This is a genomic window from Sphingoaurantiacus capsulatus (genome assembly GCF_042648405.1).
Taxonomy (GTDB): Bacteria; Pseudomonadota; Alphaproteobacteria; order Sphingomonadales; family Sphingomonadaceae; genus Sphingoaurantiacus; species Sphingoaurantiacus capsulatus.
Genome location: NZ_JBHRXV010000010.1, coordinates 42,596 through 58,287 on the forward strand (window position 1 = coordinate 42,596; position 15,692 = coordinate 58,287).

General features: G+C 67.4%; 14 protein-coding genes and 1 tRNA gene. 9 read left to right on the top strand and 6 right to left on the bottom strand.

The features are described 5' to 3' along the window. Positions 1–4: 4 nt before the first annotated feature. Genes tatB through ACFOMD_RS10800 form a run of 3 tightly spaced genes read left to right on the top strand, consistent with a single transcriptional unit; the run spans position 5 to position 2,624 of the window. Positions 5–385 (top strand): Sec-independent protein translocase protein TatB, encoded by a 381-nt coding sequence (tatB, locus tag ACFOMD_RS10790; protein ID WP_380861163.1) that lies wholly within the window; start codon positions 5–7, stop codon positions 383–385. Beyond that, a complete protein-coding gene (gene tatC, locus ACFOMD_RS10795) occupies positions 382–1,167 on the top strand; it encodes a twin-arginine translocase subunit TatC (RefSeq protein WP_380861166.1) in 786 nt (261 codons plus the stop codon). The genes tatB and tatC overlap by 4 nt, the downstream gene beginning before the upstream one ends. After that, a complete protein-coding gene (locus ACFOMD_RS10800) occupies positions 1,164–2,624 on the top strand; it encodes an NAD-dependent succinate-semialdehyde dehydrogenase (RefSeq protein ID WP_380861169.1) in 1,461 nt (486 codons plus the stop codon). The genes tatC and ACFOMD_RS10800 overlap by 4 nt, the downstream gene beginning before the upstream one ends. Before the next feature lie 429 nt (positions 2,625–3,053). On the opposite strand, the gene ACFOMD_RS10805 is transcribed toward ACFOMD_RS10800, so the two are convergent. Continuing rightward, on the bottom strand, positions 3,054–3,938 hold the full coding sequence (locus ACFOMD_RS10805) for an N-formylglutamate amidohydrolase (protein ID WP_380861172.1): 885 nt from the start codon (positions 3,936–3,938) through the stop codon (positions 3,054–3,056). 205 nt (positions 3,939–4,143) lie between these two features. Between ACFOMD_RS10805 and cpdR the strand changes: the two genes are divergently transcribed. Further along, a complete protein-coding gene (gene cpdR, locus ACFOMD_RS10810) occupies positions 4,144–4,521 on the top strand; it encodes a cell cycle two-component system response regulator CpdR (RefSeq protein WP_380861175.1) in 378 nt (125 codons plus the stop codon). A gap of 44 nt (positions 4,522–4,565) precedes the next feature. After that, positions 4,566–4,640 (top strand) — tRNA-Val (locus ACFOMD_RS10815). Positions 4,641–4,716: 76 nt separating this feature from the next. Here the strand turns inward: ACFOMD_RS10815 and ACFOMD_RS10820 are convergent. The 5 genes from ACFOMD_RS10820 to ACFOMD_RS10840 all read right to left on the bottom strand — a co-directional run bounded on the left by ACFOMD_RS10820 (position 4,717) and on the right by ACFOMD_RS10840 (position 8,656). Then, positions 4,717–5,124: a helix-turn-helix domain-containing protein gene (locus tag ACFOMD_RS10820; RefSeq protein ID WP_380861178.1), complete on the bottom strand. Its 408-nt coding sequence runs from the start codon at positions 5,122–5,124 to the stop codon at positions 4,717–4,719. A 35-nt stretch (positions 5,125–5,159) separates the two neighbouring features. Continuing rightward, positions 5,160–5,420, bottom strand: coding sequence for a type II toxin-antitoxin system RelE family toxin (locus tag ACFOMD_RS10825; RefSeq protein ID WP_380861181.1), 261 nt, complete (start codon positions 5,418–5,420; stop codon positions 5,160–5,162). Positions 5,421–5,525: 105 nt separating this feature from the next. Next, positions 5,526–6,536 (bottom strand): copper resistance protein B, encoded by a 1,011-nt coding sequence (locus ACFOMD_RS10830; RefSeq protein ID WP_380861184.1) that lies wholly within the window; start codon positions 6,534–6,536, stop codon positions 5,526–5,528. Further along, positions 6,533–8,272: a copper resistance system multicopper oxidase gene (locus tag ACFOMD_RS10835; protein WP_380861187.1), complete on the bottom strand. Its 1,740-nt coding sequence runs from the start codon at positions 8,270–8,272 to the stop codon at positions 6,533–6,535. The genes ACFOMD_RS10830 and ACFOMD_RS10835 overlap by 4 nt, the downstream gene beginning before the upstream one ends. Before the next feature lie 72 nt (positions 8,273–8,344). Further along, positions 8,345–8,656, bottom strand: a complete 312-nt coding sequence (locus tag ACFOMD_RS10840) for a hypothetical protein (RefSeq protein ID WP_380861190.1) — start codon at positions 8,654–8,656, stop codon at positions 8,345–8,347. Between the two features lie 106 nt (positions 8,657–8,762). Between ACFOMD_RS10840 and ACFOMD_RS10845 the strand changes: the two genes are divergently transcribed. From ACFOMD_RS10845 to ACFOMD_RS10860, 4 genes are all read left to right on the top strand, one after another. Beyond that, entirely contained in the window at positions 8,763–10,070 is a 1,308-nt protein-coding gene (locus tag ACFOMD_RS10845) for an APC family permease (protein WP_380861193.1), read from the top strand. Next, positions 10,067–11,155 carry a pyridoxal phosphate-dependent aminotransferase gene (locus tag ACFOMD_RS10850; RefSeq protein WP_380861196.1) on the top strand — a complete coding sequence of 363 codons (1,089 nt, stop codon included), beginning with the start codon at positions 10,067–10,069 and terminating at the stop codon, positions 11,153–11,155. Before ACFOMD_RS10845 ends, ACFOMD_RS10850 begins: the two co-directional genes overlap by 4 nt. A 347-nt stretch (positions 11,156–11,502) precedes the next feature. Further along, positions 11,503–13,350, top strand: coding sequence for a DUF885 domain-containing protein (locus ACFOMD_RS10855; protein WP_380861199.1), 1,848 nt, complete (start codon positions 11,503–11,505; stop codon positions 13,348–13,350). A gap of 31 nt (positions 13,351–13,381) precedes the next feature. After that, complete coding sequence (locus tag ACFOMD_RS10860; protein ID WP_380861202.1) at positions 13,382–15,688, top strand: DPP IV N-terminal domain-containing protein; 2,307 nt, start codon at positions 13,382–13,384, stop codon at positions 15,686–15,688. Positions 15,689–15,692: the final 4 nt, after the last annotated feature.

Sequence of the window (15,692 nt, forward strand, 5' to 3'; positions counted from 1 at the left end):
CCGGATGTTCGACGTCGGTTATTCAGAGCTGCTGCTCATCGCGATCGTGACCCTGCTGGTCGTCGGTCCCAAGGAGCTGCCCAACCTCCTGCGCAAGGTCGGCAAATGGACCGCGCAGGCGCGGGGCATGGCGCGCCATTTCCGCTCGGGCTTCGACACGATGGTGCGCGAGGCCGAGATCGACGAGATGAACCGGCAATGGGCGGCGCAGAACGAAGCGATCATGGCCGGGTCGAAGAGCTACACGCCCGACCCTGAGCGCGACGCCGATCTGGAAGCGATTGCCGATTTGCCGCCGCCGCCGGCCTCTGAGCCGGAAGCACCGCCCGCCAAGCCGAAGCGCACCCGCGCCAAGAAGCCGCCGGCGGTTCCGCCCGCGCCGTGAGGGACATCGACGACAGCAAGGCGCCGCTTCTCGACCATCTGATCGAGCTGCGGCAGCGCCTCCTGCGCAGCATCATCGCGCTGGCGGTGGCGTTCGGCATCGCCTTCTATTTCTCGTCCGACATCTTCCGCTTCCTCGCCCAGCCGTACATCGAGGCGTCGGGGCCGGGCGGTGAGAAGCAGCTGATCTACACCAAGCTCTACGAAGCGTTTTTCACCGAGATCAAGGTGGCGCTGTTCGCTGCCTTCTTCTTCGCCTTCCCGGTGATCGCCAACCAGGTGTGGGCGTTCGTGGCGCCCGGCCTCTACAAGCATGAAAAGCGGGCGTTCCTGCCGTTCATCCTGGCGACGCCGGTGCTGTTCACCCTGGGCGCGGCGCTTGCCTATTATGTGGTGATGCCGACGGCGTTCCGCTTCTTCCTCGGCTATCAGCAGTCCGACGGCGAGGTGTCAGTGAGCGCGCTTCCCGCCATCGCCGACTATCTGTCGCTGGTGATGAACTTCATCTTCGCGTTCGGCGTGTCGTTCCTGCTGCCGGTGCTGATGATGCTGCTCGAGCGCGCCGGCATCGTCACGCGCCAGCAACTGACCGCGGGCCGCCGCTACGCCATCGTCGCGGCGTTCGTCGTCGCGGCCGTGCTGACCCCGCCCGATGTCATCTCGCAGCTGATGCTCGCGATCCCGCTGGTCATCCTCTACGAACTGGCGCTGATCGGCATCTGGCTCACCGAGCGCGGCCGCGCCAAGAAGGCCATCGTCCCCACCGAACAGGAAGCCCCATGACCCGCGAGACCCTCGACCTGAAGCGCCCCGACCTGCTGCGCGAGCAGGCGTTCGTCGCGGGCGAATGGGTGTCGGGCGCGAGCAGCATCGAAGTGCGCAACCCGGCGACGGGCGGCCTGCTGGCCACCGTGCCGAAGCTGGGTGCCGCCGACACCAAGAAGGCGATCGACGCGGCGCAGGCAGCGATGAAAGGCTGGGCGAAGCTCACCGCCAAGGAGCGCGCGAACACGCTGCGCCGCTGGTTCGAGCTCATCATGGCGAACCAGGAAGACCTTGCGCGCATCATGACCGCCGAGCAGGGCAAACCCTTGGGCGAGGCGCGCGGCGAGATCGCCTATGCGGCGAGCTTCATCGAATGGTTCGCCGAAGAGGGCAAGCGCATCTACGGCGACATCATCCCCGCGCATGCGCCGGACAAGCGCATCATGGTGCTGAAGCAGCCGATCGGCGTCGCCGCGGCGATCACCCCGTGGAATTTCCCCGCCGCGATGATCACCCGCAAGGCCGGGCCGGCGCTCGCCGCCGGTTGCGGCATGGTGCTGAAGCCCGCCACCGCGACGCCGCTGTCGGCCTTCGCGCTGTGCGTGCTGGCGGAAGAGGCGGGGCTGCCCAAGGGGCTGCTGTCCTGCGTCACCGGCAGCGCGGGCGAGATCGCGGGGGCGATGACGTCCAACCCGCTGGTGCGCAAGCTGTCCTTCACCGGATCGACCGAGATCGGCCAGCAGCTGATGGTCGCCTGCGCCGAGAACGTCACCAAGATGAGCCTTGAACTGGGCGGCAACGCGCCGTTCATCGTGTTCGACGACGCCGACCTCGACGCGGCGGTGCAGGGCGCGATCCTGTCTAAGTTCCGCAACGCCGGGCAGACCTGCGTCTGCGCCAACCGCATCTATGCGCAGGCGGGCATCTATGACGAATTCGTGCAGCGGCTGGCCAAGGCCACCGAGGCGCTGAAGATCGGCAACGGCGCCGAGGCCGGCATCGACGTCGGCCCGCTGATCGACGAGGCGGCGGTGGCGAAGGTCGAGGAGCATATCGCCGACGCCGTCGCGCATGGCGGCCGCATCGTGTCCGGCGGCAAGCGCCACCCGCTCGGCCACAGCTTCTTCACCCCGACGGTGATCGCCGACGTCACGCCGAAGATGGCGGTGGCGCAGGAGGAGACCTTCGGCCCGGTGGCGCCGGTGTTCCGCTTCACCGACGAGGCGGACGTGGTGGCGCAGGCCAACGACACGCGCTTCGGGCTTGCGGCGTACTTCTATTCGCGCGACCTCGGCACGGTGTGGCGGGTCGCCGAGGACCTCGAATTCGGCATCGTCGGCGTCAACACCGGCATTATCTCGACCGAGGTCGCGCCGTTCGGCGGCGTCAAGCATTCGGGCTTCGGCCGCGAGGGCTCGAAATACGGCATCGAGGATTATCTCGAGGTCAAATATGTCTGCGTCGCCGGCATCTGATCGAGCCGTTTTCCGCGGTTTCTGAACGGCTGTTCAGACCCAATTTTCCGATTGCGACGAGCCGAAGCGGAAAGTCCGACATCCCGAACTTGGAAGTCCGTTGAGGCCTCCCTATCTCTGTGTTGCGAGCCGTGGTCATCCCCTTTCCGCGGCCTGCGCGCGCCGGTCGGCGCGTTTTCCTCCCTGAACCCTTGGCCGCCCTTCGGGGCGGCCTTTTTCTTTTGGGTGAGGGGGTTGGGGCCGGTGCTTCCGCCCCTGCGCGGTCGCGGTGGAGAAGCGCCGGAGCGTCCAACCACACCCAATCCGTCATACCGGCGAAAGCCGGTATCCAGTCGATGGCCGGTCTGGATACCGGCTTTCGCCGGTATGACGGTTGGTTTGTGATTATGACGGTTGGTTGGTGATGAGGCGACGGAAAGAGGGACGCGGCTATTCCGCCGCTTCCCGCCGCTCCGGCAACAATCCCAACCCCGGCGCGCGTTCCAGCAGCATCTCGACGATCCGCGCCAAGGTGGCCGCGACCAGCGCGAAGCCGCCGTGGCGGGCGAGGCGGGCGGGGTCCATGTAGAGGGCGCGGTCGACTTCGATCTGGACGACATGGACGCCGCGCAGGCGATCCGAATGATGGCGGGTGGTGTAGCCGCCGGCGTAGGGCGTGTTGCGCGCGACGCGGAAGCCCTGTGCAGCGATCTCGGCCTCGATGGCCTCGACCAGCGCCGGGGCGGCGGTGGTGCCGTGCAGGTCGCCGAGCACGAACTGCGGCGCGTTCGGCCCCGGCGGGGTCGGCATCGAATGGCAATCGAGCAGGATCGCAAAGCCGTGCCGGCGCAGCGCGCGGCCGACCAGCATGTCGAGCGCCGCATGATAGGGGCGATGGAGCGCCTTCACCCGCAATTCGACATCGGCAAGGCGCAGGCGGCTGGCGTAGATGTCGAGCCCGTGCGCGGCGATGCGCGGCAGGATGCCAAGACCGGCGGCGACGCGGTCGCTGGCCTGGCCGGGCGACGGCGGCAGCGGGTCGGCGACCATCGCCGGGTCGATCTCGTCGGCGTCGCGGTTGAGATCGAGATAGGCGCGGCCGTAGCGCGCGGCGATCATCGGCGCGCCGACCGCGACCGCGGCGGCCAGCAGCTCGTCGACATAAGCGTCCTCGGCACGGCGAAGCTGGCCGAGCGACAGGCGCGACTGGGCGAGGAAGGCGCCGGGATATTCACGGCCGCTGTGCGGGCTCGCCAGTACCAGCGGCGACGCGGGCTCGGTCGGGCCGGTGATGCGGTAGGGCAGGCCTTCGGCAGTCGTGAGGGGGGCGGGCAAGGTCATAGGGGCACGCACACTCTCGTGGCAAACGCGGGCGAATCGACGGTAGCGTGTGACGCGGCCAAGGGCCAGCGCGGGGGCGAGCAACGCTGTGCTCACGCCGATTTCGCTTCGCACTGGCGGTTTTTTAACGCTTTGGGGCTAGAAGCTTCCCGCCGCGAAGCGCAATATATCGACCATCCAACCAGAGCCGTAGCGACCCATGCCCCGCATCCTGCTTGCCGAAGACGATGAGTCGATGCGCACCTTCCTCGTGCGCGCCATCGAGCGTGCCGGATACGAAGTGACGGCGGTGGACCGCGGCACCTCGGCGCTGCCGCACATCGCCGGCGGCGACTATGATCTGCTGCTGACCGACATCGTCATGCCCGAGATGGACGGCATCGAGCTGGCGCAGCGCGCCGCCGCCCTCGCGCCGCGCATGCGGGTGATGTTCATCACCGGCTTCGCCGCGGTGGCGCTGAATGCCGGTTCGGGCGCGCCGGCGGGCGCCAAGGTACTGTCGAAGCCCTTCCACCTGCGCGACCTCGTCGCCGAGATCGACCGGCTGTTCGCCGAACCTGTCGTCAGCGCGTCATAAGCGCTTGCGCACCGGGCATCGCCCGACTATCTAGCCCTCCGCGTGGGCGCGTAGCTCAGTGGTAGAGCACTGTGTTGACATCGCAGGGGTCGCAAGTTCAATCCTTGCCGCGCCCACCATTTAATCCCCAGAGCGATGTCAAAGCGGCTAAGCGCCGCTATCTGTGGCACCGTGATGCCGCTGGCAGGACAAAGCCTACCCGAGGTTGTAATCGTCAAGCGCCGCGACAGGCGCTCCGAGCGCACTGGCCAGCTTTCGCCGGGTTTCGCGCGTGCCGTAGACAAGACCGCGCTCGATCTTGTTGACGAAGGCCGGTGACAGCCTGGCTTCTTGCGCCAGCGCGACAGTCGTCAGTTTCCGATATGTCCGCCATGCTTTCACCGCGCTCAGGCCTTCATCGAGCATGAGGTCGACGACCTCGGCCGGGATGGTGCCTTCCGCTTCGGCCTGGGCGGTGAGGGCAGGGACCGCTGCAGCGTCGGCGGCATCAAGGCGGGCCTCCGCAGCCTCTCCCAGCGAGACCAGGCTTTCATATTCGGCGATCGGAACAACGACCGCTATGCGGGTGCCGTCGGCGCCGGTTACATATTGCAGGTCGCGCATTGTGCCTCCCATCCGGTTGCTGGACTCAAGGTCGGTCAGTCGTAGATTTGCCGCCGGTGTCCAACCTTCAACACCGTCAGGACGATCAGGGTCTCCGTGAAGATCACGCGATAGTCGCCGACACGCAGTCGCAGCGCGTCAACGCCTTGCAGCCTCTTGACGTTGTTCGCCAGCGATGCCGGATCGACGGCATATTGCTTCACCTTCGCGCGGATCAGCCTTGAGGCGGGCACATCGATCGAACGGAGCGCCTTGACTGCGGCTCGGCTGTATTCGATGCGGCGTTCGCCAGTCATGAATCTCCATATTAGATAATTTATGGCTATTCAAGTCATAAATGGAGAGGGAGGTGGCGCCCGCCGCCCCCTCCAAGACCAGCTATCCGATCATAGCTCCGTTCCTCAGAACCACAGCCTGACGCCAGCGACGAACGCCCAGCCGCCGACATCCTCGCCCGCCGCACGGGCGAAGCGGGCGGTGTCGCCGAGACTGCGGGCATAGTCGATGCCGATGTAGGGTGCGACTTCGGGCGCCAGTTCATAGCGGAGCCGCAGCCCCGCCTCGACCGATGACAGACCCGAGCCCAGCCTGAGCGCCGGCACGTCCTGCGCTGACAGCTCCGCCTCGACCGAGGGTTGCAGGATGAGCTGGTTGGTCAGCCGCAGGTCATACTCCGCCTCGATCGCGGCGGTGAGGTCGCCCCGGTCGGAGACGAAGGCGAACGCCTCGACCTCGAACCAGTAGACCGCCAGCCCCTCGATACCGAACGCGAAATGCGTGCGGTCGGGGCCTTCGCCGAAATCATAGCGGATGCCGGCTTGCAGGTTGAACCAGGGGTCGATGGCGCGCGAGTAGAGCGCCTGCACCTGCGCGGCTTCGAGCGCATGGCCGAAGCTGCCTTCGCCCTCGCTCTTCAGCCACAGCCGGTCATAGTCGCCGCCGAACCAGGCCTCGCCGTCCCAGCCATAGCCGTCGCGGCCCTCGACCACGCGATATTCGAAGCGGTCGAGCAGGTATTTGCCGCCGAGGAAGCCGCCATGCTCGGCGTAGATGGCGCGGCGGACGTCGGCCATTTCCTTGGGGTCCCAGACGGTGTCGGCGGCATGCTCGGGGCCGGAGCGCGCGGCGGCCGAGGGTGGCGCGACCGGCGGTGGAGCGGCGGCGCCGGGCGCTGCCGGGGTGCAATGGCCCATCGCGGCGTGCTCCGCCGGGCAGGCAGGGTCTTCATCGACCGGCGGCGGCGGGGGCGTGAGCACCGACGGTGTGCAATGGCCCATCGCCGCATGTTCGGCGGGGCACGACGGGTCTTCCACAGCAGCCGGCGGAGAGGCCGGTACGGCGCCATGACCGGCATGCTGTGCCAGCGCCGGCGTCGCGGCGAATGCCGCCGCGAGGAGGAGGGCGCGGATCATTGGGCGCCTCCTGCCATCGGTCGGACCTTGACGACGTTCATCATCCCCGCGTGCATGTGGAACAGCAGGTGGCAGTGGAACGCCCAGTCGCCGGGCGCGTCGGCGGTGAGGTCGAAGCTCGCCTTGCCGCCGGGCATCACGTTGACGGTGTGCTTCACCGGATGGCCGTGCGCCTGCCCCGTCACCAGCTCGAAGAAATGGCCGTGGATGTGGATGGGGTGGTTCATCATCGAATTGTTGATGAGGTTCACCCGGACGCGCTCATTGAGCTCGAAGCGGATCGGCTCGACGCCCTCGTTCATCTTGCGGCCGTCGAACGACCACATGAACCGCTCCATGTTGCCGGTGAGGTGAATGTCCACCTGCCGGGCGGGCGGGCGCGTGTCGGGGAAGGGCACCAGCGGGGCGAGTTGGTGATAGGTCAGCACGCGGTGCGGCACCTTCTCGAGGCCCAAGGGCCGGTCGCCGGTGCGGTCGGCGGGCATCGGCGCGACCATGTCGACGCCGACGCCGACCTTCACGGTGTCGGGCAGCAACGACGTGTCGCGCATGCTGTGGTCCATCAGCGCGGCGGGCGCGCCGGGGGTGCAGTGGCCCATGGCGGCGTGCTCGGGGGCGCAGCTCTCGTCCTCGCCCGAACCGTGCGCCATGCCCATGTCGCGCATCGACAGGGTGGGGCGTTCGCGCAGGACGGGCACCGCGGCGGTCATGCCGAGCTGGGGCGCTAGCGTGCCGCGGACGTAGCCGGAGCGGTCGATCGCCTCGGCCATGAGGGTGTAAGCCTGATCGGCTGTCGGGGTGACGATCGCGTCATAGGTTTCGGCGACCGAGATCTGGAACTCGTCGGTCTCGACCGGGCGGACATGCGTGCCGTCGGCCTGCACGATGGTCATCGGCAGCCCGGGGATGCGAACGTTGAAGATGGTCATCGCCGAGGCGTTGATGAAGCGCAGCCGCACCCGCTCGCCGGGTTTGAACAGCCCGGTCCAGTTTTCCGCCGGGCCGTGGCCGTTCAGCAGGAAGCTGTAGGTGGTGCCGTTGATGTCGGCGATGTCGGTGGGGTCCATCCGCATCTCCCCCCACATCAGTTTCTCGGACGGGCTCATCGCGCCGTCGCCGAACACCTGCTTGCGGCGGTTGAAGTAGCCGCCCTTCTGCTTGACCTTCAGGAACAGCTTGTGCGGATGCTCGAACGTCCAGTCGGAAAGGACGATGACATGCTCGCGGTCATAGGGCGCGGGCTCGGCGCCGGCGGGGTCGATGACCAGCGGGCCGTAATGTCCCATCTGCTCCTGCAGCCCAGAATGCGAATGGTACCAGTAGGTGCCGAACTGTTTGATCGGGAACTCATAGGTGAAGCGGCTGTGTGGGCGGATGCCGGGGAAGCTGATGCCCGGCACCCCGTCCATATGGAAGGGCAGGATCAGCCCGTGCCAGTGGATCGAGGTATCCTCGTCGAGCGCGTTGTCGACGTGGATGCGGACGTTTTGCCCCTCGCGCAGGCGCACGAGCGGGGCGGGGAGGACGCCGTTCATGGTGATGGCGTGGGCGGAGCGGCCGCCGGTACTGAAATGCCCGTGCGCGACGCGCAGGGTGATTTCCTCGCCGGAGAGGACCGGCGGCAGGCCCGGCGTGCCGCTGCGCGCCCAGGCCGGGAACAGCCCGGCGGCGCCGAGCGCGGCGGCGCCCGAGAGGCCGGCGCGCAGCAGCGCCCGGCGGGGGAGGGGGTGGTTCATCGAGATATGTCCCGTCGCGGGCCACGCGTCAGCGCGGCCGGTTGATGTGCGAAGGGCAGGACCGGCCTGCCGTCAGACGGCGAGGCGCGGAGGGGGTGTGTCGTGGTCGGGAAGAAGGTCGGCGAGCGGGGCGGGGCCGGTGCGCGCCGGCAGCGCGGCGGCCTGCTCGATGCGGGCGATCGGGCGCGGGGCGGCGATCTCGACCGCGGCGCAGCTGCCGCAGCGCATCTGCTTGGCGGGCGTTTGCTCGTCGCTTTGCTCGCTGCCGCCGCTGCAGTGATCGGACGCAGCGGTGGCGCTGACCGTCATGGCAGCGGCCATCGTCGACTGGCCGAAGACCAACCCGATCGCCAATGCGCAGATGAGAAGCCAGCGGCTCAGCATGGCGCGGAAACTACGCCTGGGGCGGCTGGCGCGCAAGCAAGCAACGTCGGCGTTCCATTGCGGCACCGCCCGGCCTATCAAGAGGCATGAGCGGGGGAATTTGTTCATGAGCGATGCGCAGCCGGGTCTCGCAAGGCGGCTCGGGCGGTTCGACGCGACGATGCTCGTCATGGGCGGGATCGTCGGCGCGGGCATCTTCGTCAATCCGGCCGAGGTGGCGCGGCACGTCCAGACGCCGGGGCTGATCCTCGGGGCGTGGGCGGTCGGCGGGCTGGTCGCGCTGATCGGCGCCTTCGTCTACGCCGAGCTGGCGGCGCGGCGGCCGGATGTCGGCGGGCAGTACGCCTATCTGCGCGATGCCTATGGGCCGGGGACGGCTTTCCTCTATGGCTGGTCGTTGCTGCTGGTCATCCAGTCGGGCGGCATGGCGGCGGTGGCCATCACCTTCGCGCGCTATCTCGGTGAGCTGGTGGTGCTGCCGTGGTCGGACACGGTAGTGGCGGTCGGGACCCTGGCGCTGCTGGTGCTGATCAACTGCCTCGGCGTGCGCGCGGGCAGCAATGTGCAGAATGCGCTGATGCTGCTGAAGATCGCCGCGATCGCCGCGCTGGTGGCGGTCGGCTGGTCGGTGGCGCCGGCGGCGGTGCCCGCGGCGGGAAGCGCGAGCGCGCCGCTCGAGTTCATGCTGCCGGCATTCGGCGCCGCGCTGATCCCGGTGATGTTCTCCTACGGCGGCTGGCAGACGACGAGCTTTGTCGCGGGCGAGATGCGCAATCCGGGGCGCGATCTTGCCTGGGGGCTGATGCTCGGCGTGGTCGGCGTGGTCGTGCTGTATCTGTCGGTCGTTTATATCTGCGTGACGGCGCTCGGCGCGACCGGGCTGGCGGCGAGCACGACGCCGACGACCGACGTGATGCGCCTCGCGATGGGGCCGAAGGGCGCGGCGCTGATCGCGCTCGGCATCACCATCTCGACGCTCGGGTTCCTCAGCCAGAGCATGCTGACCGCGCCGCGCGTCTATTTCGCGATGGCGGAGGACGGGCTGTTCTTCAAGTCGATCGCCAAGGTGCATCCGAAGACGCGGGTGCCGGTGTTCGCCATCCTGCTGCAGGGCGCGGTGGCGATGGTGATCGCGATGTCGGGGCAGTTCGGCGCGATCCTCAGCTATGTCGTCTCGGTCGATTTCATCTGGTTCGGGCTGACCGGCTTCGCGCTGTTCATCTTCCGCAAGCGCGAGGCGGCACCGGCGGCGTTCAACGCGCCGTGGCATCCGTACAGCACCGGGCTGTTCGTCGCGGCTTGCTGGATCGTCGTCGCGGCGACGATCTACACGCATCTGCTCAACAGCCTGATCGGCTTCGGCATCCTGCTCGCGGGGCTGCCGGCCTATCTCTACTGGTCGCGCCGCACATGAGCGGGCGGGCGCTGAGCTCGGTCTACATGCACTGGGCGAAGAACCAGCAAGCGGTGACCTATCATCTAGCGTCGAGCGAGGTGCCGCACTTCGCGCTCGACCGGCTGCCGGTGACGATCGCCGACCTCGAGCTCGACGGCGCGAGCCGCCACCGCTTCGCCCCGCTGCGGCAGGCGATCGCGGCGCGGCAGGGGGTGGGGGTGGACACCGTCGTCATCGCCAACGGCACCTCGATGGCGAACTTCCTCGCGATGGCGACCCTGATCGCGCCGGGCGACGAGGTGCTGGTCGAGACGCCCAATTACGAGCCGATGGTGGCGGCGGCATCGTTCCTCGGCGCGCGGATCACGACGTTCGAGCGCAAGGCGGAAACTGGCTTCGCGCTCGATCCGTCGGCGGTGGCGACGGCGATCAGTTCGCGGACCCGGCTGGTGCTGATCACCAATTTGCACAACCCGACCAGCGCCTTTGCCGGCGAGGCGGAGCTGCGGGCGGTGGGGGCGATTGCGGCGCGGCACGGCGCGCGGGTGCTGGTCGATGAGGTATATCTCGACGCGGCGTTCGACGCCGCGCCGCGGTCGGCAGCGTTGTTGGGGGACACCTTTGTTACGACCAGCAGCCTGACCAAGGTCTACGGGATGAGCGGCATCCGCTGCGGCTGGATCCTCGCCGACAGCGAGCTGGCCGAGCGGATGTGGCGGCTCAATGAGCTGTTCGGGGTGGCGCAGCCGCATGCCGCCGAGCAGCTCGGCATCCTCGCGCTGGAGCATCTCGACACAGTGAAGGCGCCGCTGCCGGCGCATCTGGCGCGCAACCGGGCGCTTGCGCGCGACTTCCTCGCGTCGCGCGATGACCTGGAAGGCGAGATGCCGCCCTATGGCATCGTCGCCTTCCCGCGCTGGACGGGCGGCGATGTCGATGCGCTCAACGACCTGCTGCGCGGCCGCTACGACACCTCGATCGTGCCGGGACGCTTCTTCGGCGCGGCCGAGCATTTCCGCTTCGGCATCGGCGGTGACGCCGCGATGATCGAAGCGGGGCTCGCTCGCCTCGGCGATGCGATGGACGAGCTCACCCGCCGCTGACGTTCTGTACAATGCGGTCAGCAAGCGGTGCCGTGGCAGGCCTCACGCGCACAGGGATGTCGCCACCGCACTTTTTCCAGTAGCCCCCGATCACCTAATGGCACTGAATCATGTGCCTGCTGTCGGGCTGGTTCAGCGCGATCGGTGCGTAGAATCAGAAAGATAAGTCCTTTGATCGCGCCAAAGTGCCGATGCTTGCGGCAGTTTGACTAAGGCGTATTGCGAACATATAGCCGCTTAGCGAACATTTATCGGAAAAGCTTGTTCGGCGCGGTTACCCGGCACCCATGACGGTATCGACCGGTCGTTCCGCATCGGCGCCGAGCTGAGCCTCTGGGGGAGAGACCATGATCGACCGTCGCGCTGTGCTGCTGGGAGCCGCCGCCAGCGCAACGGTCGCCACTACGGGACTGGGGAGTGCGCCAGCCGGAGCTGCTCCCGCGCCCGCATCGGACCCGGCCCAGAGGGCCCGGCTCGACGCGCTCTATAACAAGATGTGGCAGGCCGAAATCCGGCACTCGCCGCAGAAGATGACCTCGCTCGGCCTCGACCGCGAAGCCGGTGGCGAATGGGCGAAATCGAAGCTCGACGACCGCTCGCCGGAAGCGTTCGAAACGCACATGAACGGCATGCGCGAGACGCGCGCCACGCTGAAGTCGATCGATCGCGGCAAGCTCAGCGGCCTCGATGCCGTCAACTATGATGTCGCCGACTTCCACACCGCGATCACGCTCGAAGGCTATGACCGCTTCAAGTTCGGCGAGCCCGGCTATCCGCGCGCCTATGCGGTCAACCAGCTCGACGGGGTGTTCAACAACACGCCCGACTTCCTCGAGAACAAGCATCGCATCGAGAGCAAGAGCGACGCCGACGCCTATCTGGCGCGGCTGAGCCAGTTCGCCACCGTGCTCGACCAGGAGACGGCGCGGGCGAAGGCGGGGGCTGCCGCCGGGGCGACGCCGCCCGACTTCATCCTCGACACCTGCATCCTGCAGCTGAGCAAGCTGAAGGCAGCGGCGCCGGCGGATGCGCGGCTGGCGAAATCGATCGGCGAGCGCGCGGCGGCGAAGAGCATCGCGGGCGACTGGCAAGGCCGCGCGACGACGATCGTCGAGCGCGCCGTCTATCCGGCGATCGAGCGGCAGATCGAGGAGCTGCGCCGCCAGCGTCGCACCGCCAATCACGATGCCGGCGCCTGGCGCCTGCCCGATGGCGAGGCCTATTACGACTGGGGCATCCACCTCTTCAACACGAAGAAGATGACCGGGCCGGAGATCCACAAGCTCGGCCTCGAGATGGTTGCCGAGAACACCGCCGAGATCGAGGTGATCCTGAAGGGCGCCGGCAAGACGCGAGGGTCGCTGGTCGAGCGGATCAACGCGCTCGCCGTCGAGCGTGGCGGCATGTACGAAAACTCGGACGCGGGCCGCGCCAAGGTGGTGGCCGACGCCAACCGCCAGATCGGCGAGATCGAGGCGCTGTTGCCGCGCTATTTCAACACGGTGCCGCGCGCCAAGGTGGTAGCGAAGCGCGTGCCGGTCGAGATCGAGGCGGGCAAGGCCGGCGGCTATTACAACCACGGCAGCATCGATGGCACGCTGCCCGGCACCTATTACGTCAACCTGCGCGACATGAGCGACCGGTCGGTGGTCGGCCTCGCCACCCTGACGCACCACGAGGCCATTCCCGGCCATCACATGCAGATCTCGCTGTCGCTGGAGAATGAGCGGGTGCCGCTGTGGCGCCGCAAGCTCGAATGCAGCGCCTTCGTCGAGGGCTGGGCGCTCTATTCGCAAACGATCGCCGACGAGATGGGCATCTTCGAGAAGGATCCGCTGGGTAAGCTCGGCTATCTGCAGAGCGAACTGTTTCGCGCCGCGCGGCTGGTGGTCGACAGCGGGCTCAACTGGAAGCGCTGGAGCCGCGAGCAGGCGATCGACTATATGGTCGGCGCGACGGGCAGCAGCCGCGACTCCGTGACCTCGGAAGTCGACCGCTATTGCCTGATCCCCGGCCAGGCGCCGAGCTACAAGATCGGCCAGCGCGAGTGGCTGCGGGTGCGCGAAAAGGCGCGGACGGCGCTCGGCGACAAGTTCGACATCCGCGCCTTCCATGACGCGGGGCTGCTCGCCGGCATCATGCAGCTCGGCGTGCTCGAAAAGCATATCGACGCCTGGGTGGTGCAGCAGGCGTAACACGGGTTCAACGACAAAAGCGGGGGTAGCGATGGTTCGGCAGGCAATGATGGTGGCGGCGCTTCTGATGGCCGCGCCGGCGGTGAGTGCGGCAACCCCCGAGGACTACAAGCGCTCGTTGGGCTTACGCGAAGCGCAGATGTACCTGACCGAGAATGTCGTCGACCAGGCGGCGTGGGCGCCCGACGGCGGCGCCTTCCACTATCGCAAGACCGTGCCGGGCGGCTTCCAGTTCGTCACGGTGCAGCCGGCGACGATGGCGAAGCAGCCGGCGTTCGACCAAGCGCGGATCGCGACGGCGATCGGCAAGCTGACCGGCCAGACCTATCAGCCGCTGCGCCTGCCGTTCGCGTCCTTCCGCTACGGCGCCGGCAACCAGAGCATCAGCTTCACCGCCGCCGGTACCCGGTATAGCTGCAACCTGACGAGCTACACCTGCGCCGAGCCTGCCGCGGCGCCGGGCCGCCCGCGCGCCTTCGGCATCACCCGCGACATGTCGGTGCCCGCCGACAACACGGCCCGCACCTCGCCCGACGGGCGCTGGCAAGCCTATACGCTCGATTCCAACCTGATGCTGCGCGAGGTCGCGACCGGCGCAGTGCGGCTCATCACCCGCAACGGGTCGGACGGCAATTTCTACGACCCCGAGACGATCGCTTGGGCGCCCGACAGCAGCCGCTTCGCCGCCTATCGCGTGGTGCCCGGCTATCAGCGGCAGGTCTATCGCGTGCAGTCGTCGCCGCCGGGCGGCGAGATCAAGGCGAAGCTCATCACGCAGCTGTATCCGCTGCCCGGCGACACCGTCGATCTGGAGCGGCCGGTGGTGGTCGACGTGGCGAGCGGGGCGGCGACGGAAGTCGTTAGCAGCCTGTTCGCCAACCCCTATTCGATGTCGCCGATCAAGTGGCGCGCCGACAGCGGCAGCTTCTCCTTCGCCTATAACCAGCGCGGCCACGCCGTGTACCGGCTGGTGTCGGTCGACGGCCGCACCGGCAAGGCCAGCGCCGCGGTCGAGGAGAAATCGGACACCTTCTTCTACGCGCCGCGACACAGCTATCACGACGTGTCGAACCTCGGCCGCGAGATCGTGTGGATGTCGGAGCGCGACGGCTGGAATCACCTCTATCTGATCGACGGCAAGACCGGCCGCACCAAGAAGCAGATCACCCGCGGCGACTGGGTGGTGCGCGAGATCGTCAAGGTCGATGACGAGAAGCGCCAGATCTGGTTCGCGGCGAACGGCCGCCGCAAGGGCAGCGACCCCTATCTGCAGCATTATTACCGGGTGAACTTCGACGGGACGAACCTCGTCGAGCTGACCAGCGCCGACGCCTTCCACGACGTCGCTTTCTCGCCCGACATGCAATTCTACGTCGACACCTATTCGCGCAACAACATGGCGACGGTGTCCGAGCTGCGGCGCGGCGACGGCAGTCTGGTGTCGGTAATCGAGCGTGGCGACATCACCAAGCTGGTCGCCGCCGGCTGGCAGGCGCCGGAGAATTTCGTCGCCAAGGGGCGCGACGGCAGGACCGACATCTGGGGCGTGATCGTGCGCCCGCGCGACTTCGACCCGGCGAAGAAATATCCGGTGATCGAGAATATCTACGGCGCCGGCTGGGACCAGTTCGTGCCGAAGAAATTTTGGCCGTTCGGCTTCCATGCGGGTGGCGACGAGGTGGTCGGCATGCAGTCGCTCGCCGACCTCGGCTTCATCGTCGTGCAGATCGACGGCATGGGCACCTTGCACCGGTCGAAGGCATTCCATGACCATACGTGGAAGAACGCCGGCGACGGCGGAGCGCCCGACCGCATCCTCTGGCACAAGGCCGCCGCCCAGAAATATGCCTATTACGACATCGACCGCGTCGGCCTCTACGGCGGCTCGGCGGGCGGACAGAACACGCTCAACAATTTGCTGTTCTACCCGGAGTTCTACAAGGCGGGCGTGTCGTACAACGGCTGCCACGACAACCGGCTCGATAAGGTCACCTGGAACGAGCAATGGTCCGGCTGGCCGGTCGACGAGAGCTATTCCAAGGCCTCGAGCGTCGACAACGCCTGGCGCCTCAAGGGCAATGTCCTGCTGGTGATCGGCGAGCTCGACATGAACGTCGATCCGGTGGCGTCGATGCAGGTGGTCGACGCGCTGATCAAGGCGAACAAGACCTTCGAAATGCTCAATGTGCCGAACGGCGACCATGGCGTCGGCCGCACCGATGGGCCGATGGATTATGTGCTGGCGCGCCAGTACGACTTCTTCATCCGCCACCTGCAGGGCGTGCAGCCGCCGAACTGGAATGCGATCACCGATGCGACGCCACCGGCGGCTCGCTGAGTCA

Coding starts and splice junctions, on each gene's coding strand:
- ACFOMD_RS10800 (WP_380861169.1), top strand. CDS start 1,164: ATGACCCGCGAGACCCTCGACCTGAAGCGCCCCGACCTGCTGCGCGAG.
- ACFOMD_RS10845 (WP_380861193.1), top strand. CDS start 8,763: ATGAGCGATGCGCAGCCGGGTCTCGCAAGGCGGCTCGGGCGGTTCGAC.
- ACFOMD_RS10825 (WP_380861181.1), bottom strand. CDS start 5,420: ATGACTGGCGAACGCCGCATCGAATACAGCCGAGCCGCAGTCAAGGCG.
- ACFOMD_RS10835 (WP_380861187.1), bottom strand. CDS start 8,272: ATGAACCACCCCCTCCCCCGCCGGGCGCTGCTGCGCGCCGGCCTCTCG.
- ACFOMD_RS10840 (WP_380861190.1), bottom strand. CDS start 8,656: ATGCTGAGCCGCTGGCTTCTCATCTGCGCATTGGCGATCGGGTTGGTC.
- cpdR (WP_380861175.1), top strand. CDS start 4,144: ATGCCCCGCATCCTGCTTGCCGAAGACGATGAGTCGATGCGCACCTTC.
- ACFOMD_RS10830 (WP_380861184.1), bottom strand. CDS start 6,536: ATGATCCGCGCCCTCCTCCTCGCGGCGGCATTCGCCGCGACGCCGGCG.
- ACFOMD_RS10850 (WP_380861196.1), top strand. CDS start 10,067: ATGAGCGGGCGGGCGCTGAGCTCGGTCTACATGCACTGGGCGAAGAAC.
- ACFOMD_RS10860 (WP_380861202.1), top strand. CDS start 13,382: ATGGTTCGGCAGGCAATGATGGTGGCGGCGCTTCTGATGGCCGCGCCG.
- ACFOMD_RS10820 (WP_380861178.1), bottom strand. CDS start 5,124: ATGCGCGACCTGCAATATGTAACCGGCGCCGACGGCACCCGCATAGCG.
- tatB (WP_380861163.1), top strand. CDS start 5: ATGTTCGACGTCGGTTATTCAGAGCTGCTGCTCATCGCGATCGTGACC.
- ACFOMD_RS10855 (WP_380861199.1), top strand. CDS start 11,503: ATGATCGACCGTCGCGCTGTGCTGCTGGGAGCCGCCGCCAGCGCAACG.